This is a genomic window from Arthrobacter humicola, assembly GCF_039531445.1.
Taxonomy (GTDB): Bacteria; Actinomycetota; Actinomycetes; order Actinomycetales; family Micrococcaceae; genus Arthrobacter; species Arthrobacter humicola.
In genome coordinates this window covers 111,666-131,784 of record NZ_BAAAQB010000008.1, presented here as the reverse complement: position 1 = coordinate 131,784, position 20,119 = coordinate 111,666, and the positions used below count along the sequence as shown (strand labels likewise).

Sequence of the window (20,119 nt, the reverse complement as noted above, 5' to 3'; positions counted from 1 at the left end):
GTGCCATCGCTCCGGAGGGCGGCACGCTGCCTGTCCGACGGATCGGAACAGGATGCCGGGTTAGGGGGACATCATGGGTCTCAATGCCAAGTCAGCCGCGTGGACGCTCCGGTTCTTTCCGGCACGTCACGCCACGACCAGCGCGGGCGCGAACGATCAGGACATTTTGGGGGCTGACCAGGGACCCCGCAGGTACCGTGCCCGCATCGCCACGGCACCTGTTCTGGACCGCGACCGCCTTCAGGAGAGCACAGGCACACTCCAGTCCTGGCGGTTCCACGACTTCGTCACTACATTCCAGCTCATGCTTCCCCACCGGGTCGAAAAGGTTCACCGGGCCTTGACCGTCGGGGACTGGGAAGACGCGCGCCTCGCCGCCCAAAGCCTGTCCTGGTCCGCATCCATTGCCGGTGCGTGCCAGCTCCAACTCATGGCCGACCTCATTGATGCCGACCTCCAGTCCGGACGCAACGCCCGGGCACGCGAGACGGCCTGCCTCCTCCAAGGCGCCGCCACCGAACTGGCAACAGCCCTCGCCCTGCTGACCGCCGACTGACCGGATCCGGCCACCACCGGATCAACGACGTCGGCGTGCAGGGAAGCGGGGTCCGGGGACCTCAGGCGGAGAAGCCGCCGTCGGCCTTGACCAGCTGCCCGGACATCCAGCGGCCCTCGGGCGAGAGCAGAAACGCGACCGTGCCGGCCACGTCCGCCGGAGTGCCCAGCCGGCCGCCGGGCTGCCGGACGGCCAGTTCGCCGCGGAGCACGTCATCCATCCAGCCGGTGTCCACGGGTCCCGGGTTGAGGACGTTGGCGCTGATCCCCAGCGGGCCGAGCTCCCGGGCCGCCGCGATCACGATCCGGTCCAGCGCACCCTTTGACGCTCCGTAGGGCAGGTTGAAGGCGGTGTGATCGCTGGTCAGCGCCACGATGGCCCCGCCGTCGGGACCCGCCTGCCGGGCGAAAGCGGCAATCAACTGCCAGCCGGCGCGGGTGTTGACCGCGAAGTGCCGTTCGAAGCTCGCCAGGGACGTATCCAGGATGCCGGAGTCCACGGATTCGGCGTGGCTGAGCACCAGGCCCTCCAGAGTTCCGGCCTCGGCCGCCACCGCGGCCATCAGCCCGTCCACGGCCTGCGGGTCTTCCAAATCCGCCGGCAGGACCACGACGGCGGCGCCGGTCGCCTGCAGCTCGACGGTGAGGCGTTCGACGTCGTCGGGCTGGACTCCCCACGGCATCCGGGCGTCGTAGTCCTGCCAGTAGCTCAGGACGAGGTCCCAGCCGTCCGCGGCGAGGCGGCGCGCGATGCCGGCGCCGATTCCGGCGAGCCGGCCGACGCCGGTGACGAGGGCAGTCTTACGGGGTGACGGGGAGCTCATGGCGAACAGCCTAGCGCCGCCCGGCGGGGCGGCAGCTACGAGGAGACCGCGGAGGTCCGGACGTCCACTTCGGCGGCAGGCATGGAAGCAAGGTCAAGCTGCGGCGCCACCGAGTCCCGGCGCAGGGCGACGAGCCAGCAGACCAGGAGGGCCACGGCGCAGAACACCCCGGCGCTGGAGGCCATGATCCACAGGCCCGGTGTCTGGAGGTCGAGGTTCTGCGCGCCCAGCGCCGTGCCGATGGTCTTCGGTGAGAACAGGAACACCAGGATCGAAACGCCCAGCACCCCGCCCATGGTCCAGCGCATCCGGGCGTAGCGGCGGGGGGTTTCGCGCAGGGTCCAGGCGAAGGCCGGGAAGACCGCCGCGACCCACACCCAGTGATGGGACCAGGAGACCGGGCTGATCAACAGCATGGTCAGCGCCGTCGCCGCAACAGCGACGACCCGGGCGCCCTGGTCGCTGGCGGCCTTGATGACTCCTGCGCCCAGGGCCACGACCGCCAGGCTCAGCACGAGCCACGGCACGGTGACGAGCGGTTCCGGAACGCCGAAGTGCAGCAGCGCGCCCTTGAGGGACAGGTTGTCCACATAGCCCGCTCCGCCCATCCGGGAGGTGTCCGGCAGCATCTGGAGCCAGAACTGCAAGGACTCGACGGGACGCAGCAGCCAGCCGATCACCACCGTGACAGTGAAGCCGGCGGCCATGTTGCACAGTCCGCGCCAGTCCTTGCGGACCACGTAGTACAGGCCGAACACCAAGGGCGTCAGCTTGATGCCGGCGGCGACCCCCACCAGGAAGCCGCTGCCGGGGACGCCGCGGGTCCAGCGCGAGTTCCGGGCCAGCAGGTCCGCGGCCATCAGGCCCATCAGCAGGATATTGATCTGGCCGAACACCAGGGTCTCGCGCCACGGACCGAGATTCAGCAACGCCAGGACCACGACGGCGGCGGCCCAGCAGTTGCGCGGGGACCGGAAGGTGGCCCGCCAATTGGTTTTGGCGTTCCAGTAACGGACCGTGCGGACGGCGGCCAGGATGCCGACGACGGCGCCGGCGGTATTGAACAGTGTCAGCGCGGTCACCTGCGGCAGCCGGGCCAAGAAGCTGAAGAGCAAGGCGGCGAACGGCGGATACGTGAACTTCAGCCCCGGGCCCCCGGCCCAGTCCACGTTTCCCGCGTACAGGTCCGACGGCGCGGCGCCGGCGTCGTTGAGGATTTTCCCGCCGTACCAGTAGACGCTGAAGTCCAGTCCGTGCTTGGCCCAGACCCCGAGCGACACCCAGATGAAGTAGCCGACGGCAGCGATGGCCACTATGACGGAGAGCCACAGCAGTATCCGGACCGGTTGTGTCGCGCTCAGCGGTTTCGGGACGGGCCGTATCGGGAGGGGCGGTTTCGGGTCCGGCTGCGCCGGGCGGTCTTCGGAATCGAGCACTGACATGAATTCCCCAATCGGGCTGCTGGTGTAGACGCTTGCCGAATGGTCGGTTCCGTCCGGGCGGCCGAAACGCGCCCTCGCTGTCGGGTCAGTCTACAGAACAGCTACGCCGCAGCCGGGACCGTGTCCGTCTTTCTGGCGTCCTTGCGGATGGTGGCGCTGATGACGGCGGCGATCGTGCACATCGCGGCGGCGGCGAACCAGGCGTAGGTGTACTGGCCGGTGGCGTCCCGGACGGCTCCGGCCGCCAAGGCGGCAGCGGCCGCGCCAAGCTGGTGGGCGGCGAACACCCAGCCGAACACGACGCTGCCGTCGGCGCCGAACACCTGGCGGCAGATCGCGGCGGTGGGCGGCACCGTGGCCACCCAGTCCAGGCCGTAGATGACGACGAACACGATCATGCTGGGCTGCACCGTGGCGCTGAGCAGCAAGGGCAGGACCAGCAGCCCGATACCGCGGAACTGGTAGTACACCGCGAGCAGGATCCGGGGGTTGAAGCGGTCCGTGAGCCAGCCGGAGGCGATGGTTCCGACGATGTCGAAGAGCCCGACGACGGCGAGCAGGCCCGCCGCGGTGGTTTCCGGCATGCCGTGGTCGTGGGCCGAGGGGATGAAGTGGGTGCCGATCAGCCCGTTGGTGGTTGCGCCGCAGATCGCGAAGCCGGCCACGAGGGCCCAGAAGGTACGGACCTTGCTGGCCCGCTTGAGGACCTGCAAGGCTCGGACGGCCGCGTTGCGGCTGGGTTCGGCGGCTTCCGGCGCGGCGGTCTCGGGCCCGGCAGTCTCATCGGAGGTCCCGTCGGCGGCCGGCGGCGTGGCCCCGTAAGGCAGCACGCCGACGTCGGCCGGTGAGTTCTTCAGGAACTTCAGCACGAGCGGCACTACCGCGAGCGCGCCGGCACCGATGAGGAGCGAGGCCTGGCGCCAGCCCGGGTCCTGGGCCAGGAGCGCAATGAAGGGCAGGAATACGAGCTGCCCGGCGGCGCTGCCGGCGGTGAGGATGCCGATCACCAGGCCCCGGCTCTTGGCGAACCACGTGTTGGCGACGGTGGTGGCGAAGACCAGTGCCATGGACCCGGTGCCGAGTCCGATCAGCAGCCCCCACGTCAGCAGGATCTGCCAGGACTGGTTCACGAGGACCGTCAGCGCGCTGCCGGCGCCGATCAGGATCAGGGCCACGGCGGTGACGGCGCGGATGCCGAAGCGTTCCATGAGGGCCGCAGCGAACGGTGCCGTGAGCCCGAACAGTACGAGGTTGATGCTGACCGCGGCAGAGAGCACGGTCGTGGACCAGCCGAACTCGTTCTGCAGTGGCACCATAAGCACGCCCGGGGCGGCACGGAACCCGGCCGCGCCGACGAGCGCGAGGAAGGCCACGGCGGCCACGCCCCACGCCGGGTGGATCCGGCGGCGGACGGGCGCGGGGGTCAGAGTGTCTTGGGGGGCGCTCATGCGGCGGTTCCGTTCTGGGGCTGGGACTTGGGCCGGCCGGGGATCGGGGTCTGCGCGCGGGCCGAGGCCAGCGGCACGGGGTCGGCGGTGCGGGTCAGGCTGTGCCAGCTCGTGTTCCCGGCCGTCAGCCGCTCCCCGCAGGCAGTACAGGTGTCCGCAGAGGAGGTCCTCGCCCCGCAGCCGTTGTGAATGACGAACATGTGCGCCTGCTCGGAAGGGGCCGGGAGGTGCTTTTCGGCCCAGATGACGACGGCGTTGAGCACCGGCAGGGCGTCCTCGCCCTTGGTGGTGAGGACGTATTCCTGGCGGGTGCGGCCGCCGTCGTCGTAGGGCCGCCGGGTGAGCAGCCCGGCGTCGACGAGCCCGCCGAGCCGCTTGGTGAGCACGGAATCGGCTGCTCCGAGCCGCTGCTTCATGGCCTCGAAGCGGCCGTTGCCGAAGAAGACCTCGCGCAGGACGAGCATGCTCCAGGGATCGCCGAGGATGTCGAGGCCGCGGGCCATGCTGCAGGTCCGCTGGGACCAGTCGGATCGGAGTGCCATGCAGCCAACCCTAGCTGACTCTCTTAGAGAAAGCTAGGGTCGGCACTGCGGGAACGGGTGGCTAGCTGCCGCCGTCCAGGGCGGAAAGCGCGGCGTCGAGGTCGGCGATGAGGTCCTCGACGTCCTCGATGCCGCACGAGAGCCGGATCAGGTTGACCGGGACCGCCAGTTCGGTGCCCTTGACCGAGGCGTGCGTCATTTCGGAGGGGTAGTTCATGAGCGATTCGATCCCGCCCAGGGACTCGGCCAGGGTGAACACGGACGTCGATTCGGCCACCTTGCGTGCCGCGGCCTCGCCGCCCTTGAACTGCACGGAGATCATGCCGCCGAATTTCTTCATCTGCTTCCTGGCGAGCTCGTGGCCCGGGTGGGAGGGCAGTCCCGGGTACAGCACGGCCTCCACTTCGGGGCGTTCGAGCAGCCATTCCGCGACGGCCTGGGCGTTGTCGCTGTGCCGGTCCATGCGCACGCCGAGGGTTTTCAGGCCGCGGGTGGTGAGGAAGGCGTCCATCGGACCTGACACGGCGCCGACGGCGAACTGGACGAAGCCGATCTTCTCGGCCAGCTCCGGGTCGTTCACCACGATCGCGCCGCCGACGACGTCGGAGTGTCCGCCGATGTATTTGGTGGTGGAGTGCACCACGACGTCGGCGCCGAGGGCCAGCGGGTTCTGCAGGTACGGCGAGGCGAAGGTGTTGTCCACGACGAGGAGGGCACCGGCGTCGTGCGCCACTGCGGCGAGGGCCTCGATGTCGGTGATCTTCATCATCGGGTTCGACGGCGTCTCCACCCACACCAGACGGGTCTTGCCGCCGCCGTCGGCAGCACCGCCGGCGGCCACGGCCTTGGCGACGGCGTCAAGGTCGGACATGTCCACCGGGGTGTTGCCGATGCCCCACTCGCCCAGGACCCGGCTGATGAGCCGGTAGGTGCCGCCGTAGGCGTCGTTGCCGAGCACGATGTGGTCACCGGGCCGGGTCAGGGCACGGATCATGGAGTCCTCGGCCGCCAGACCCGAGCTGAAGGAGAATGCGGCGGTCCCGCCCTCCAGCGCGGCCAGCTGCTCCTGCAGGGCATCGCGGGTGGGGTTGGTGCCGCGGCCGTATTCGTAGCCGGCGCGCAGTCCGCCGATCCCGTCCTGCGCGTAGGTGGAGGAGAAGTGCACGGGAGGCACCACGGCGCCGGTGCGCGGCTCGAAGGCCTGGCCGGCGTGCACGGCGCGGGTGTTGAAGCCGGTCTTCTTCGCGGAAGAGCTTTCTGGCAGAGACATGGGACTCCTTGAACTGGTCAGTTGCTGAGGTAGGCGAGGAGGTCGTGGCGGGTCAGGATTCCCACCGGAGCGCCGACGAACGTCACCATGAGGGTGTCGGCGTCGGAGAGGAGTTCGCGGGCGGTCGAGATCGATTCGAGGGAGCCGATCACGGGCAGCCGGGCCTCCATGTGTTCGGAGATCTTGTCCGAGAGCTTGGCCTCGCCCCGGAAGAGCTTGGCCGTGAGCGTGCGTTCGTCCACGGCGCCAAGGACCTCGCCCATCACGACGGGCGGTTCCTGGGACAGGACGGGGATGTGCGAGACGCCGAACTCGTTCATGATGTTGATGACATCGCGGACGCTCTCGTTCGGGTGGATGTGGACGAGGTCCGGGAGTTCCCCGGTCTTGGCCTTGAGGATCTCGCCCACCGAGGCCTCGTCCCCGCCGGCCAGGAAGCCGTAGGAGCGCATCCACTGGTCGTTGAAGATCTTCGCGAGGTAGCCGCGTCCGGAGTCCGGCAGGATGACCACCACGACGGCGTCCGCAGGGAGGTCCCTGGCGACCTCCAGCGCGGCCACGACGGCCATGCCCGAGGACCCGCCCACCAGCAGGCCTTCTTCGCGGGCCAGCCGGCGCGTCATCGCGAAGGAGTCGGCGTCGCTGACGGCAATGACGTCGTCCGGGATGGACTTGTCGTAGTTGGCCGGCCACATGTCCTCGCCGACGCCCTCGACAAAGTAGGGGCGGCCCGTGCCGCCGGAGTAGACCGAGCCGGCGGGATCGGCGCCGATGATCTTGACGACGCCGCCCTCGGCCTCGGGCCGTCCGGCGGAGACTTCCTTCAGGTACCGGCCGGTGCCGGTGATGGTGCCGCCGGTGCCGGCGCCGATCACGCAGTGCGTGATCCGGCCGTCGGTGTCGTTCCAGATCTCGGGTCCGGTGGTTTCGTAGTGGCTTGCCGGGGCGGCCGGGTTGGAGAACTGGTCCGGCTTGTAGGCTCCGGGGATTTCGGTGACGAGCCGGTCGGAGACGCCGTAGTAGCTTTGCGGGCTGTCCGGCGGGACGGCGGTGGGGGTGACCACCACTTCGGCGCCGTACGCCTGGAGCACGGCCCGCTTGTCTTCGCCGACCTTGTCCGGCACGACGAAGATGCAGCGGTAGCCCTTCTGCTGCGCCACGAGCGCCAGGCCGACGCCGGTGTTGCCCGAGGTGGGTTCCACGATCGTGCCGCCGGGCAGGAGTTTGCCCGTCCGTTCGGCCTCCTCGATCATCTTGACCGCGATGCGGTCCTTGATCGAACCGCCGGGGTTCAGGTATTCCAGTTTCACCAGGACGGTGGCTGCAATGCCGTCGGTCACGTGGTTGAGCTTGACGAGCGGTGTATGGCCGATGAGGTCCAGAACGGACGGGGCGTACTTCATAGGTACCAAGTTACCGTCTCCGGCGGACGGGCACGTCGGCGCAGTCCCGTCCCCTTGAGGTGCGACGATTGGGCGGTGAAGTGGATCGCCCGGATGAAGAGGTTCAAGAGCTATGCGCTGCCGGCGGGCATGCTGCTGGCAGGGTGCGCGGCGCTGGCGTCGGGGCTGCTGCCGGTCCAGGCGTTCGACGAGCTGGCGGCGCGGACTGTGCCGGTTCTGGCGTTTGTCGTGGCAATGTCCCTGGTCACGGAGCTGGTGGATGACGCCGGGCTCTTCCGCGTGGTGACGGAGCGGCTGGCCGCCCTGGGCCGTGGCCGGGTGTTTCTGTTGTGGCTGCTCGTGATCGCCCTCGCCACCGTGTCCACGGTGTTCTTGTCGCTGGATACGACGGCGGTACTGGTGACGCCCGTCGTCGTGCTGCTGGCCGTTCATGCCCGGATTCCGGCGCTGCCGTTTGCCATGACCACGGTCTGGCTGGCGAACACGGCGTCGCTGCTGCTGCCGGTCTCCAACCTGACCAACCTGCTGGCGCAGGACCGGCTCAAACTGAGCCCCGCCGCGTTCGCCTCGCTGGTGTGGGCGCCGGCCGTGGTGGGCATCCTCGTGCCGCTGGTGCTCCTGTGGCTGGCGTTCCGGAAGGATCTGCGCGGCCGCTACGGGCCGCAGCCGATCCACAAAGTGCGGGACCGGGTGCTGCTGTACGCGGCGTCCGGGGTGATGGTGGTCCTGCTGCCGGCGCTGGTTTCCGGGATTCCGGTGCAGATCCCGGCGATCGCGGCGGCGGCCGTCCTGCTCCTGCTGTTCCTTTGGCGGCGCCGCTCCGCCCTGCGCTGGTCCATGATTCCGTGGCGGCCGCTCATGCTCACCTCGGGCCTGTTCATGGTGGTGGAGACCCTGCACGCGAACGGGCTCACCCGCTTCCTGACCGGGATTGCCGGCACCGGGGACAGCCTGCCGGCGCTCCTGCAGCTCGCCGGGCTGGGCACCGGGGCCGCCAACGCCGTCAACAACCTGCCTGCCTACCTGGCCCTGGAACCGGTGGGCGGCTCCCCGGCCCGGCTGGCGGCGCTGCTGATCGGAGTGAACCTGGGTCCGCTGGTCACCCCTTGGGCTTCGCTGGCCACGCTGCTGTGGCACGAGCGGCTCCGCGCACTCAACGTGGACATCCGCTGGGGCGGCTTCGCCGTGGCAGGCGTCGTCGCCGTCGTCCTGGTAATCCCGCTGGCAGTCCTGGCGCTCTGGCTCAGCACAGGGATGCACTGACCTGCTGCGGCCGCCTGCCGGAATCGGTCAACCCGGCACATGAGTACGCCACTCAGGCGCCGATGTCATTCCCCGGGTCCGCGCCGGCCGCCGGCACCGCGTTCTGCCACAACCCCACCACGTTGCCTTCACTGTCCTTGAAATAGGCGTTCCATCCCATCCCCGGGACCTCCAGCTTTTCACGGACCACGGACCCGCCGCGGGCGGCGATGCTCGCCAGTGCGGCATCGATGTCGTCGACGTCGATCGTGACAACCGGCGCCGTAAGGTCCCCGCGCCGGAACAACGCGCCGTTGATGGACCCGGTGACGGCGGGCCGGCCGTGCTCGTCCATCGGGGTCGTCATGGCCAGGCTGTACTCCATTTCGGGCATGACCTGGAAACCCCAGCCGAAGATTGAACTGTAGAACTCCCGCGCCCGATCCTCGTCGTCTGCGGGAATCTCGAAATGCACCACTCCACCGGCCATGATCTGCTCCTGGCGGCCCCAGGGCCCGGGCCAACGGCGGGACCACCGCATGGGTGTCCCAGCCGGATTCTAGCCCCGGAAACCGCGCAGATTTAGGGCCGTTTGGCTCACCTGCCGGAACCTCCGGTGCGGGGGCTGTCCGTCCGGCGTGGGAACATATTCGGATGACCCTCGCAGACGTTCCCGCCGGCCATGCCGCCGCGGCGGACGCCTCTTTGCGGTGGCGGCCCGGCGGCCCCTTCGACCTGATGCAGACGGTCGGGCCGCTGCTGAGGGGGCAGGGGGACCCTTCCATCCGCACATCACCGGGCGCCGTGTGGTTTGCGTTCACGACGCCGGCCGGCCCGGCGTCGCTTCGGCTCGTGTCCTCCGGGCCCCGGACCGATCCCGCCGTCGATGTCCAGTCCTGGGGCCCCGGCGCCGCCGACGCCGCGGCCTCCGTTCCGCGCATGCTGGGCCGTGACGACGACTGGACGGCTTTTGATGAGCCGGCCTTCCACGCCACGCTCCCCCGCATGGTCGTCGAAGCCCGGCGCCGCAACCTCACCGTCCGGCTGCCCGCCACCGGACGGATGGTCGACGCGCTCGTGCCGACCATCCTGGAGCAGAAGGTCACCGTCATTGAGGCCCGCCGGGGATACCGGTACCTGACGTACCGCTTCGGGACAGCTGCCCCGGGCGCCGGGACGGTGGCCCCGGCCAACCTCATGCTCCAGCCCACGCCCGGCCAGTGGCTGCGCATTCCGTCCTGGGAATGGCATAAGGCCGGGGTGGGTCCGCAGCGCTCGGCGACCGTCATGCGTGCGCTGCGCTCCGCCGCCGCGCTGGAGCGGCTCGCCGACCTCCCCGCCGCGGAAGCAGCGGCGAAACTGCAAACCATCCCGGGGATTGGAGTGTGGACGGCCGCCGAGGTGGTGCAACGCACGCACGGCTGCCCGGACTCGATCGCGGTGGGCGACTACCACCTCGCGGCCTACGTCGGCGCTGCCCTGACCGGTCGCCGGACGGACGACGCCGGCATGCTCAGGCTTCTGGCGCCCTGGGCAGGGCACCGGCAGCGGGTGGTCCGGATGATCGGACTCAGCGGCTTCCGCAAACCGACCTTTGGCCCGCGGATGACCATCCAGGACCACCGTGGGCACTAGTCCCGTCCTCCCACCAGCGGGGCTGGCCGCGTTCCGGGGGCACCCCGCCCTAAAACAACACGCCCGACCCGGCCACCACCAGCAACGCGGTTAGAGTCCCAGGCGGGCCGCGGCCTCCTGGCGCATGTCCACCTTGCGGATCTTGCCGGAGACGGTCATGGGGAAGCTTTCCCGGACGTCGACGTAGCGCGGAATCTTGAAGTGCGCCAGCTTGCCCCGGCAGAACTCGGCCAGGCCGGCGGCATCCAGCGGCGCAGCCCCGGGCTTCATGATGACGCAGGCCATCAGTTCCTCGCCGTACTTGGCGTCCGGGATGCCGATCACCTGCACGTCCTGAATGTCCGGATGGGTGTAGAGGAATTCCTCGATTTCGCGCGGATAGACGTTCTCACCGCCGCGGATCACCATGTCCTTGATACGGCCTTCGATCACCACATACCCGTCCTGGTCCATCCGGGCGAGGTCCCCGGTGTGCATCCACCCCTCGGCGTCGATCGCTTCGGCGGTCTTGTCCGGCTGGTTCCAGTACCCCAGCATCACGGCGTAGCCGCGCGTGCAGAGTTCGCCGATCCCGCCGCGCTCCAGCACCTCCCCCGTGACCGGGTCCACGATCCTGCTCTCCAGGTTCGGCATGGTCCGGCCCACGGTCTCGGTCCGCTGGGCCACTGTGTCCACGCTCCGGGTCATCGTGGACACCGGCGAGGTCTCCGTCATCCCGTAGCAAATGGCGACGTCTTTCATGTTCATTTCGGAGATGACCCGGTTCATCACCTCGATCGGGCACAGTGATCCGGCCATGACGCCCGTGCGCAGGGTCGAGAGGTCGTAGGAGGTGAAGTCCGGCAGGGCGAGCTCGGCGATGAACATGGTGGGCACCCCGTAGAGGGACGTTCCGCCGAAGTCCTGCACGGCTTCCAGTGCCGCGGCCGGTGAGAACGACCGGCCGGGGATGATCGTGGCGGCGCCATGGCTGAGCGCCGCCAGGTTCCCGATCACCATTCCGAAGCAGTGATAGAACGGCACCGGGATCACGACGCGGTCGTGTTCGGTGTAGCCGAGTTGTTCGCCGATGGAATAGCCGTTGTTGAGGATGTTGTGGTGCGTCAGCGTGGCGCCCTTGGGGAAGCCCGTGGTGCCGGAGGTGTACTGCAGGTTGATGGGGTCGTGCGGGTCCAGCGCCGCCATGCGCGCCTGCAGCGCGGAGTGCGCGACGTCGTCAGCCCGCTTGAGCAGTTCGGCGTATGTCCGCTCCGCCTCGTGCTCGGGTTCGCCGGCGGTGAGACCTTCCGCGCCGGCGTCCGGGAGGAAGACGAGCTCGCGCAGCTCCGGGCAGGCTGCCAACGCCTGGCGTGCCATGCCGGTGTAGTCGCTGTTCCTATCTGACGGCGCCATGACCAGCATCCGCATGCCGCTCTGTTTGACCACGAACTCGAGCTCATGGCTGCGGTAGGCGGGGTTGACGTTGACCAGGATCGCCCCGGTCTTCGCTGTCGCGTACTGCAGGATGGTCCACTCGGCACAGTTGGGACTCCAGATGCCGATCCGCTCGCCCTTCGCGACGCCCAGGGCCAGGAGCGCTCGCGCCAGGCGGTCGACGTCGTCGTTCAGCTTGGTATAGCTCCACCGCCGGGCCTCTTCGCCGGGCACTGCGGCCGCCTCGATCAGGGCATCGTGATACGGGAACCGCGCCGCGATCCGTTCGAAGTTCGCGCCAATGGTTTCCTCGAGCAGCGGGACGTCAGTGTCCCCGCCTGTGTAAGCAAGCATGGTGTGACGCTACCTTGTGCGCGGAGGCAAGAGAAGAGCAAAGCTTGGAAGTCCTATGAAATTTTCCGGTCATCTTCCGGCGCCGGCGCGGACGCCCGGTAGGGTAATTGCCATGAGCGCACCAATTGACCTCCTGGCCACCTTCATCCCCAACGACGGCGAATTCTTCCGCGTGAAGCTCGCGCTGGAGATCGCGATTGACGAGGTGGTCAACGAGCCCGGTTGTATCCGCTACGAGCTCACCGAGGCCAACGAGGACAAACTCGTGCTGACCGAACGGTGGGCAAGCCAGGAGGACCTGGACAAGCACTCCAAGGGCACGGCCGTGCAGGACCTGAATGAGTCCCTCAGCGCGCTACTGGCCGAGCCGGTCATCCTCGAAAAGCTCTGACCCACCACTCCAACGACAACGCGGGGTCACTCCGCGCCCATCCTTGAAGGATTTATGGGCTCGGAGTGACCCCGCGTTGCTTGCGTTTGTGGAGGTTTAGGCGTCCGGGATCTGGGTGCCGTCCTGCTTGGGCGCCGAGGCAGCGGCCTCGGCCTGGGAGCGGGCAACATGCGCGTGGACTTCTTCCATGTCCAGGGCCTTGACGGCGTCCACCACCTGCTCCAGCTGCTGGGCGTTCAGGGCGCCGGGCTGCGAGAACACCAGGACCTTTTCGCGGAAGGCCATCAGCGTGGGGATCGAGGTGATGCCGGCCTCGGCAGCGAGCTGCTGCTCGGCCTCGGTGTCCACCTTGGAGAAGACCACGTCCGGGTGCTTCTCGGAGACTGCTGAGTACGTGGGGCCAAACTGCTTGCACGGGCCGCACCATTCGGCCCAGAAATCGACGAGGACGATGTCGTTATCCTCGACGGTCGATGCGAACTGTTCACCTGTGATGTCTACGGTAGCCATGAGTCAACGGTACGGGAGCAGTCCGGGATTGTCCCCGGCATTTCGCTGTTGGCACATCCGGGCCAAAGCGGGAGCGCCTGCCTGGCCGGCGGGCGCACCCGTCAGGCCCAGGCATGCGGGGCAGGACGCCTGGCGCCGGGCAGGGCGTTGGTTTCGCGCCATTCGTGGATCCACTCAGGCAGCTCCAGATCCGCCGGCGGGGCGCCGAATTCGCGGACGATCTCCTCCTGGCTGACGGGCTTGCCCTTGCTGACCAGCCGGGTCGCGATGTAGGCGCGGGCATAGACTTCGCCGTCCACCACCATCCGCTGCTCGAAGTAGATGGCTTTTGAGTCAAGGCCGATGATCTTGGATTCGATGGTGTACTGCTGCCACAGCTGCAGCGAACGGCGAAAGGCGATGGTTTCCCCCGCGGCCACGGGCGTCCAGCCCCGGCGGCGCATCTTCTTCCAGGTTCCACTGCGGGCCATGAGGTCGAAGCGCCCGAGGTCCATGAGCGAGAAATACATGCCGTTGTTGACGTGCATGGCGATGTCGATATCCGTGGGCAACACGCGCAGCGGCAGGGACGAACTGTCCCAGATGCTCAGCGGTGGGCGGCGCGAGGACGTGAACAGCAGCAGGAGGGTGCGGAGCAGAAGGTGCATGGGGCAATGTTACCCGCGAGTAACAACGGTGCCAAGGGGTAGGACCCAAGGTGCCCGGCGTCCGCAGGCTAGCTGTGCGCGGACAGCACCGAGACGGTGGCCTTGGGTCCGGCGCCGCGGATCGTCCAGCAGTTCCCGGTGCCGATCACGTCGAGTTGCTGCAGGTCCGCGTGGTGCAGCACCAGGGCGGTGTTTTCATCGACGGCGGCCGCGTGGTCCACGAGTCCCTTCGCCACGGCACCGACGGCCCGGCTGAGTGTTCCGGCCTGCGCGGCATGGACGTCGACGGCGAAGGGCACCAGGCCCAGCCCGTCGCGGATCTCCACTTCCTCGAGCCCCTCGGAAAAGTCCATCGCGCAGACTTCGGTGCCCCTGATCCGGTATCCGCCCACGATCGCCCGCGCCGGGGCCACCATCGCCCCGGCGGAGAACCCCATGTACGGCACACCCTCCGAGACCGCACGGCGGATGGCCCCCGCGGACGGCAGGAGGCCTTCCAGATAGGCCGGCGTCGGGCCGCCCCCGACCACGATGCCGTCGACGTCGTCGAACGCGGCCGGATTCGCCTCTTTGTTGAAGCGGAGCAGGACCGGGAGCACCGTGCAGTCGATCCGGGATTCCAGCGGCCCAACATAGGCGGGCAGGAAATACTCAGAGCTGCCCTCGTGGTCAAAGAGAACGACGGCGACGCGAGGAACCCTGCCGGGGGCCCGGTGCCGGAGTTCCCGGACGAACCGGTCGAAGACGGCAGGAATGGTCACGGTGTCCGGGCCTCCGCCGACAAGGATGATGGTCATGGCTTCAAAGTACCCGGATCCGAAGCAATCGCAATGGGCCCGGCGCGCCTGCACCAGCTTTGGCCGCCGCCGCACTTGCTCGCGGCCCACGCGGCGGGGCGAGGCGGGTGGGGTCGCCGGAGTCCGTCGGTGCGCGGACAGAACCGGGCCGACCGCCGCGGCGGCTCCAAAGTTTCTGTAGTGATTGACCGGCACGGACGGTGAGGAACATAATCGGAATCGGTACTAGTTTCACGACACGACTGCGCCGACCATGAGGCCGACGGCAGAGCATTCAACGGAAAGCGGTCGGCATTATGACTACTGCCCATCATCCTGTTGCTTCGACTGGCTGGACCGGTTGGGTCCGTTTCGCCGGAGTCATTCTGATCATCAACGGCGTTTTCAGCGGCCTTCAAGGCCTCGTCGCTCTCACCGGTCCTGACACCTACTATTTGGCGACCCCGGGCACGCTGTTCATCTTCGACGCGAAGGGGTGGGGCTGGTGGAATCTAGCTCTCGGGGTGCTCTTGATCCTCACCGCCGTCGCGCTCTTCTCCGGTGCAACGTGGGCTCGAGTCGTTGGTGTTGTCGTTGCGGGCTTCAGCGCGGTCGTTCAACTGATGCTCATTCCGGCGCAGCCGTGGTGGTCCGTCATCGTCATCGCCATGGACGTGCTGATCATCTACGCGATCATCGCCCACGGCGAGGAACTTAAGGCTGAGCAGGCGCCTCCGCCAACCAACCCGTAGGGCACCGTCGCGATCAGTCGGCCGCAATCAACTCCACTTCGTAGCCGTCCGTGTTCACGAGGTAGGCGGCGAAGTGACCGGGGCCGCCTGCGTGCGGGTATTTGTCCGGAAACAGTTCGGTCCAGCCCAGGTTCAGGCCCTCGGCCGCCATGGCGTCCACCTGCTCCCGGGTCCCCGCGCTGAAGGCCAGATGGTTCAGCCCCGGGGCGGTGCGGTCGTGTTCGTTCCCGTTCAGGGCCGGAGATTGCTCGACGACGATATACGTGGACCCCCGCCGCCAGCTGCACCCGTGATCCCAGTCCTGGTAGGCCTCGTAGCCCAACCGGCCCAGGAGCCAGCCCCACTGGTCCCTGGCCCGTTCAAGGTCCGGCACCCAGAGCTCAACATGGTGCAGGGCACCAAAGGACGCGGGTGCACCCGGGACGGCGGTCATCAGAACAGGATCCGCTGAAAGAGGACGTGGTCCTGCCAGGCCCCGGCAATCCGGAGGTACCTAGGGGCCAGGCCGATTTCTTCGAAGCCGGCCCGTTTCAGGATTCGCTGGGATGCGGCGTTGTGCGGGAGGGTGGCGGCCTGTAACCGGTGCAGTCCGAGCTCCGTAAGGGCGGCCCCGACGGCGAATTCCACGGCGGCCGAGCCAATCCCCTGACCGGTCATGTCCTTGTCCACCCAGTAGCCGAGGTGGGCGCTGAGGAACGGCCCGCGGACAATCCCGCTGAGGTTCATCACCCCGACGATGCGGGAACCGTCCACGAGAACCCACGGGACTTCCGATCCCGCGATGAACAACCCGAGTTTGGACTCGATGCTGGCGGCCTGCCCGTCGGCGGTGAAAAATTCCTCGGCCCGCACGGGTTCCCAGGGCGCCAAGTGCTCCCGGTTCCGGAGGTAGGCCTCGGCCATCCGACCGGCGTCGGACCTGTGCAGCACCCGCACCCGCACTGTGCCCGTCAAAGCGATGCTGTTCTCGGTCATCCGGCGACTCTAACCGTCATGCCGAACGGCTTCAATCTACGGAGCGGCAGTGCGGGAATGGTCTTCATGCTCCGGCCCCGGTTGGCTTGGCCGGACCCGACGGTCAGCTTCACCCGCCGGGCTTGAGTTTCCGCCAGCCGCCGGCCCGGTTGTCCGCGATGATCTGCCGGAACATCGCGGTGAGGGCCTGCCCGGGGATGGATTCACCCTGGCGGAAAGCGATAGTGCGTGCGGTCTTGTTGTCGTGCCCGCCCGTGATGATCCCCTCCGGGTCCGGGACGATTCCGCCGTCGTAGAGGAAGACGTTGACGTGGTCCTTGGCCGCCAGGAGGGCGCAAATGTTGCCCTCGAGGACGAAGTAGGGCTGAGTGGTGCGCTTGATGGTCTCGGCGACGGCCGGGTCGGCGGCATGGACAAGTTCGCGCACCTGGCGGCAGATCTCTTGCTGCCAGTCCGGCAGTGCCCCGATGAACGCGTCAACCCGGGGGTCTCGTAGCGCCGAGTTCTCAGGCGCTGGCGTCATCGTCCTCCTCGTTCGCGTCGGCGCCGCGGACGGTGACGCTCTTCACGCCGGGCACGTCCAGGAGATAGGGCACGAGCTCCCGCAGCGGAAGGTGCCCGTGGAAGCGGATGTCCATGAGGACGATCGGATTTTGTTCGGTTCCCGATTTGTTGGTGCTCAGGATCGACGAGCTGAAGCCCATGTTGGTGGCGATCTCCAGCACCTGCCTGAGCACGCCCTGGTTGTCGGCGTAGCCAAGGTGCAGGACCCGGTGGGCGTCCGTGGTCGGTATCTTCCTGACCACGGGAGAGACCACATACAAGGTGATGAGGTGGAATGCGGTCAGTGAGAGGGCCAGGGAAAGCATCCCGGCACCGCACGCCATGCCGACCGCCGCCGAGACCCAGATGCTCGCGGCCGTTGTGAGGCCCCGGACAACGTTCCGTCCCTTGAAGATCACGCCGGCGCCGAGGAAGCCGATGCCGCTGACGATTTGGGCGGCAATGCGGGACGGGTCCATGGTGGCCCCGGGGGCCAGAGCGGCGGAGAACCCGTAGGCAGAGATGAGAGTGAAAGTGCACGATCCGAGGCCGACCAGGACGTGGGTGCGGTAGCCCGCGACCTTTTGCCGGACCTGCCGCTCGACGCCAATCAGGGAGCAGAGGACAAAGGTCGCCAGCAGGAGCCCGATTTCCACCAATGTGGTCGGGGTATATAGCCCGTATGCGTCCTGCATCCGCCCTCCGACTCGGCCCGAGAGCGGCGCCCGGTCGTTTCTGAGGTGCGCCAACGGCTCTCGAAGTTGATACTACCGCCGCCCCCGTATGGGGAACAGGGCGGGGAACAGGGGCGGTTCGGTTCCGCTCATGGGGCCAGGTCCCGGCGGCGCCAGCCGGTGTAGCCGAGCGCGGCGAGCGCCGCGGCGGTCACGGTAAGTCCCAGCAAGGGCCAGACGGCGTCGGAATCCAAGGGGAGCAGTGGTGAATGCCGGAACGGGGAGAGCTCCATCACCCACTCCGGGGCGTTCCACAGGACGCCAAACTCGCCCAGGGCGACGAAGACCAGCAGCAGTCCCCAGACCGTCCCGGTGAGCCGGGGCGCCCAGCCGAACACGGCCAGGACTACTGAGGCCATGACCCAGGCCGCGGGGATCTGCGCGGCGGAGGCCACCGTAATGCGCCCCAGCTGATTTCCGTCGGACAGGACCATGGCGGCGCCGGCCCCGACCGACAATCCGGACAGCAGCATGAGCACGGCGACGCCGGCGAGCGCGAAAGCGAAATGGCTTGTTGCCCACCGAGGCCTGGTGGTGGCCGTGCCCAGCAGCGCCTCCACGTGGCCGTCCGTTTCCTCGTCGCGGAGCCGGCTGGCCGCGGACAGCCCGTAGGCAGCGGCAAGCAGTCCCATGATGCTGATCTCTGCGGCGATGAAGGCGTCCGTCATGGCCTGGGTTCCGCCCAGCATCCTGATCAGGTCCTGGGCGTTGGGGGAACTCAGCAGGTCCGTGACGTTGCCGGCCAGCGACCCGATCACGACACCGAACGCCACGAATGCCACGGCCCACGCCGCAAGGAGACGGAGCTGGAGTCGCACGGCGAGGTCCCAGACGCCGTTGAGTGAGCCGCGCGCCGGGCCGGGGCGTTCCTCCCGCAGCCCCGAGCCGAGGTCCCGGCGGGCACGAAGGGCCAGCGCGACCGGCACGAGGGCTGCGCAGAGTGCCAGCGGCAGGGCTAGCACCCACCACCGGTCTCCGGCAAAGGCCCGGATCTGCTGGTTCCAGCCGATCGGCGAAAGCCAGGACAAGGCTGACGGCCCCGGCTCTGCGAGATCCCCCACCGCGCGCAGCGCGTAGGTCACCGCGACGACGCCGAGGCTCAGTCCCGTGGCGGCCCGCGCACTGGCAGTCAGCTGGGCGGTCACCCCGGCCACGGCGCTGAAGGCCATGCCGGTGGCGGCCCAGCCGAGTCCGAACGCGAGCGAGCCGGCGGCGGGAAGGCCGCCGGCGGCCAACGTCACGGCCGTGACCAGCCCGAGGACAAGGCTCGCACCGAAGCTGATGGCGAGGGCGGCAGCGAGCGGTGCGTCGCGTCCCAGACGCCCGCCGCCGAGAAGCTCGAGCCGCCCGGACTCTTCGTCGCTGCGCGTATGCCGGATGGTGATGAAGACCATGAGGACGGCGAGGATGGCGGCCATGAACGCCGTGTACTTGATCAGGGACAGCGCGCCCAGGGACGTGGGGTCGTAAACCCTGCCGAATAGTGCCACTAGCGATGCCGTGGCGTTCAGGGCTGTCGCGGCTTCGACCCGGCTCCCGACATCGGGGTACAGCTCGGCACCGGCCGCGGCGGTTGAGTAGGTCGTGACGGCGAATCCGGCGATCCATGCCGGCAGCAGCCAGCGGTCGCGCCGGAGTCCGAGCCGGATCAGGACGCCCGTGCCCGCCAACGTTTCACGCATCGCCGGGCCGCCCGGTGCTCGCCCCGGCCGCAACCGCGGGCACCGCCGCGCCATAGTGGCGCAGGAAAAGGTCTTCGAGGGTTGGCGGCTGGCTGGTCAGCGCAAGGAGCCCGGCGTCGGTCAGGGCCCGCATCAGCGGGGCCAGGCCGGACGGTTCCACCTGGGCGCTGACCCGATGGTTCGTGACGACGACGTCGTGGACCCCCGGCAGGGCATCCAAACCTGCCGGTACGGCCGCGACGTCGGCGGTGACGGAGGTCCGGGTGAGATGCCGGAGCTCCTCAAGCCGCCCGGTCTCCACCACCCGGCCCTCACGGATGATGCTGACACGGTCCGAAAGCGCCTCGGCCTCACTCAGGATGTGGCTGCTGAGCAGGACTGTGCGGCCCTGATTCCGCAATTCCCGGACACATTGGCGGAAGGCGTCCTCCATGAGCGGGTCCAGGCCGCTGGTGGGCTCGTCCAGCAGGAAAAGCTCGGCGTCGGTGGCCAGCGCGGCGATCAGGGCCACTTTCTGCCGGTTGCCTTTGGAATAGGCCCGGGACTTCTTCGTCGGGTCGAGGTCGAATACCTCCAGGAGCCGGTCCCGCCGGGCCGCGTCCTGACCGCCCTGGAGCCGCCCGAGCAGATCGATCACTTCACCGCCGGTCAGGTTGGGCCACAACGCCACATCCCCGGGGACGTAGGCCAGCCGCCGGTGCAGGCGCGCGACGTCGCTCCACGGGTCAAAGCCCATGACCCGGATGGAGCCCGCGTTGGCGCGGAGCATGCCCAGCAGCAGACGGATGGTTGTCGACTTCCCTGAGCCGTTGGGGCCCAGGAAACCGTGGACCTCGCCCTCTTCGACTGAAAAGTCCAGCCCGTTGAGGGCAACCACCGGCCCAAACCGCTTCACAACCCCGGCCATCTCAAAGACGCTCGTCATAGCGGACACGATACGCCGGGGCCGGACCCTATCGCCCCGGCCGAAGGACCCCTTCA

22 protein-coding genes are annotated in these 20,119 nt (G+C 68.4%); 5 read left to right on the top strand and 17 right to left on the bottom strand.

The window, feature by feature from the left end:
* Positions 1–73: 73 nt before the first annotated feature.
* Complete coding sequence (locus tag ABD243_RS03200) at positions 74–556, top strand: hypothetical protein (RefSeq protein WP_344362005.1); 483 nt, start codon at positions 74–76, stop codon at positions 554–556.
* A gap of 61 nt (positions 557–617) precedes the next feature.
* On the opposite strand, the gene ABD243_RS03195 is transcribed toward ABD243_RS03200, so the two are convergent.
* The 6 genes from ABD243_RS03195 to ABD243_RS03170 form a co-directional block, all read right to left on the bottom strand.
* Positions 618–1,379, bottom strand: a complete 762-nt coding sequence (locus tag ABD243_RS03195; RefSeq protein ID WP_344362003.1) for an SDR family oxidoreductase — start codon at positions 1,377–1,379, stop codon at positions 618–620.
* Positions 1,380–1,414: 35 nt separating this feature from the next.
* The gene (locus ABD243_RS03190; RefSeq protein ID WP_344362000.1) at positions 1,415–2,821 is read right to left on the bottom strand and encodes a glycosyltransferase 87 family protein; all 1,407 of its coding nucleotides are present in this window, start codon (positions 2,819–2,821) and stop codon (positions 1,415–1,417) included.
* Between the two features lie 101 nt (positions 2,822–2,922).
* A complete protein-coding gene (locus ABD243_RS03185; RefSeq protein ID WP_344361998.1) occupies positions 2,923–4,269 on the bottom strand; it encodes an MFS transporter in 1,347 nt (448 codons plus the stop codon).
* A complete protein-coding gene (locus ABD243_RS03180; protein ID WP_344361996.1) occupies positions 4,266–4,811 on the bottom strand; it encodes a winged helix-turn-helix transcriptional regulator in 546 nt (181 codons plus the stop codon). The genes ABD243_RS03185 and ABD243_RS03180 overlap by 4 nt, the downstream gene beginning before the upstream one ends.
* A 61-nt stretch (positions 4,812–4,872) precedes the next feature.
* The gene (locus ABD243_RS03175; RefSeq protein ID WP_344361994.1) at positions 4,873–6,081 is read right to left on the bottom strand and encodes a cystathionine gamma-synthase; all 1,209 of its coding nucleotides are present in this window, start codon (positions 6,079–6,081) and stop codon (positions 4,873–4,875) included.
* Between the two features lie 17 nt (positions 6,082–6,098).
* The gene (locus ABD243_RS03170) at positions 6,099–7,484 is read right to left on the bottom strand and encodes a cystathionine beta-synthase (protein WP_116765161.1); all 1,386 of its coding nucleotides are present in this window, start codon (positions 7,482–7,484) and stop codon (positions 6,099–6,101) included.
* Between the two features lie 93 nt (positions 7,485–7,577).
* Between ABD243_RS03170 and ABD243_RS03165 the strand changes: the two genes are divergently transcribed.
* Positions 7,578–8,747, top strand: a complete 1,170-nt coding sequence (locus ABD243_RS03165; RefSeq protein WP_344361991.1) for an SLC13 family permease — start codon at positions 7,578–7,580, stop codon at positions 8,745–8,747.
* A gap of 52 nt (positions 8,748–8,799) precedes the next feature.
* Here ABD243_RS03165 and ABD243_RS03160 read toward each other — a convergent pair whose 3' ends face one another.
* Complete coding sequence (locus ABD243_RS03160) at positions 8,800–9,216, bottom strand: VOC family protein (RefSeq protein WP_344361988.1); 417 nt, start codon at positions 9,214–9,216, stop codon at positions 8,800–8,802.
* A 164-nt stretch (positions 9,217–9,380) separates the two neighbouring features.
* Between ABD243_RS03160 and ABD243_RS03155 the strand changes: the two genes are divergently transcribed.
* Positions 9,381–10,361: a DNA-3-methyladenine glycosylase family protein gene (locus ABD243_RS03155; RefSeq protein ID WP_344361985.1), complete on the top strand. Its 981-nt coding sequence runs from the start codon at positions 9,381–9,383 to the stop codon at positions 10,359–10,361.
* A 90-nt stretch (positions 10,362–10,451) separates the two neighbouring features.
* Here the strand turns inward: ABD243_RS03155 and ABD243_RS03150 are convergent, their stop codons facing one another.
* Positions 10,452–12,128: an AMP-binding protein gene (locus ABD243_RS03150; protein WP_344361983.1), complete on the bottom strand. Its 1,677-nt coding sequence runs from the start codon at positions 12,126–12,128 to the stop codon at positions 10,452–10,454.
* A gap of 112 nt (positions 12,129–12,240) precedes the next feature.
* Here ABD243_RS03150 and ABD243_RS03145 point away from each other — a divergent pair, with 112 nt between their 5' ends.
* Positions 12,241–12,519 (top strand): putative quinol monooxygenase, encoded by a 279-nt coding sequence (locus ABD243_RS03145; RefSeq protein ID WP_344361980.1) that lies wholly within the window; start codon positions 12,241–12,243, stop codon positions 12,517–12,519.
* 96 nt (positions 12,520–12,615) lie between these two features.
* On the opposite strand, the gene trxA is transcribed toward ABD243_RS03145, so the two are convergent.
* From trxA to ABD243_RS03130, 3 genes are all read right to left on the bottom strand, one after another.
* A complete protein-coding gene (gene trxA / locus ABD243_RS03140; protein ID WP_344361978.1) occupies positions 12,616–13,029 on the bottom strand; it encodes a thioredoxin in 414 nt (137 codons plus the stop codon).
* Positions 13,030–13,130: 101 nt separating this feature from the next.
* The gene (locus ABD243_RS03135; protein WP_116765168.1) at positions 13,131–13,676 is read right to left on the bottom strand and encodes an acyl-CoA thioesterase; all 546 of its coding nucleotides are present in this window, start codon (positions 13,674–13,676) and stop codon (positions 13,131–13,133) included.
* Positions 13,677–13,744: 68 nt separating this feature from the next.
* Complete coding sequence (locus ABD243_RS03130; protein ID WP_344361974.1) at positions 13,745–14,473, bottom strand: Type 1 glutamine amidotransferase-like domain-containing protein; 729 nt, start codon at positions 14,471–14,473, stop codon at positions 13,745–13,747.
* A gap of 296 nt (positions 14,474–14,769) precedes the next feature.
* Here ABD243_RS03130 and ABD243_RS03125 point away from each other — a divergent pair, with 296 nt between their 5' ends.
* Complete coding sequence (locus ABD243_RS03125; RefSeq protein WP_237563235.1) at positions 14,770–15,204, top strand: DUF7144 family membrane protein; 435 nt, start codon at positions 14,770–14,772, stop codon at positions 15,202–15,204.
* Between the two features lie 13 nt (positions 15,205–15,217).
* On the opposite strand, the gene ABD243_RS03120 is transcribed toward ABD243_RS03125, so the two are convergent.
* From ABD243_RS03120 to ABD243_RS03095, 6 genes are all read right to left on the bottom strand, one after another.
* Positions 15,218–15,637: a VOC family protein gene (locus ABD243_RS03120; protein ID WP_344361970.1), complete on the bottom strand. Its 420-nt coding sequence runs from the start codon at positions 15,635–15,637 to the stop codon at positions 15,218–15,220.
* The gene (locus ABD243_RS03115; protein WP_344361967.1) at positions 15,637–16,179 is read right to left on the bottom strand and encodes a GNAT family N-acetyltransferase; all 543 of its coding nucleotides are present in this window, start codon (positions 16,177–16,179) and stop codon (positions 15,637–15,639) included. Before ABD243_RS03115 ends, ABD243_RS03120 begins: the two co-directional genes overlap by 1 nt.
* A gap of 109 nt (positions 16,180–16,288) precedes the next feature.
* Complete coding sequence (locus tag ABD243_RS03110; protein WP_344361964.1) at positions 16,289–16,702, bottom strand: DUF1801 domain-containing protein; 414 nt, start codon at positions 16,700–16,702, stop codon at positions 16,289–16,291.
* On the bottom strand, positions 16,686–17,417 hold the full coding sequence (locus ABD243_RS03105) for an MgtC/SapB family protein (RefSeq protein WP_344361962.1): 732 nt from the start codon (positions 17,415–17,417) through the stop codon (positions 16,686–16,688). Before ABD243_RS03105 ends, ABD243_RS03110 begins: the two co-directional genes overlap by 17 nt.
* A gap of 128 nt (positions 17,418–17,545) precedes the next feature.
* On the bottom strand, positions 17,546–19,138 hold the full coding sequence (locus ABD243_RS03100) for an ABC transporter permease (RefSeq protein WP_344361959.1): 1,593 nt from the start codon (positions 19,136–19,138) through the stop codon (positions 17,546–17,548).
* A complete protein-coding gene (locus tag ABD243_RS03095; protein ID WP_344361957.1) occupies positions 19,131–20,063 on the bottom strand; it encodes an ABC transporter ATP-binding protein in 933 nt (310 codons plus the stop codon). The genes ABD243_RS03100 and ABD243_RS03095 overlap by 8 nt, the downstream gene beginning before the upstream one ends.
* Between the last annotated feature and the right edge of the window lie 56 nt (positions 20,064–20,119).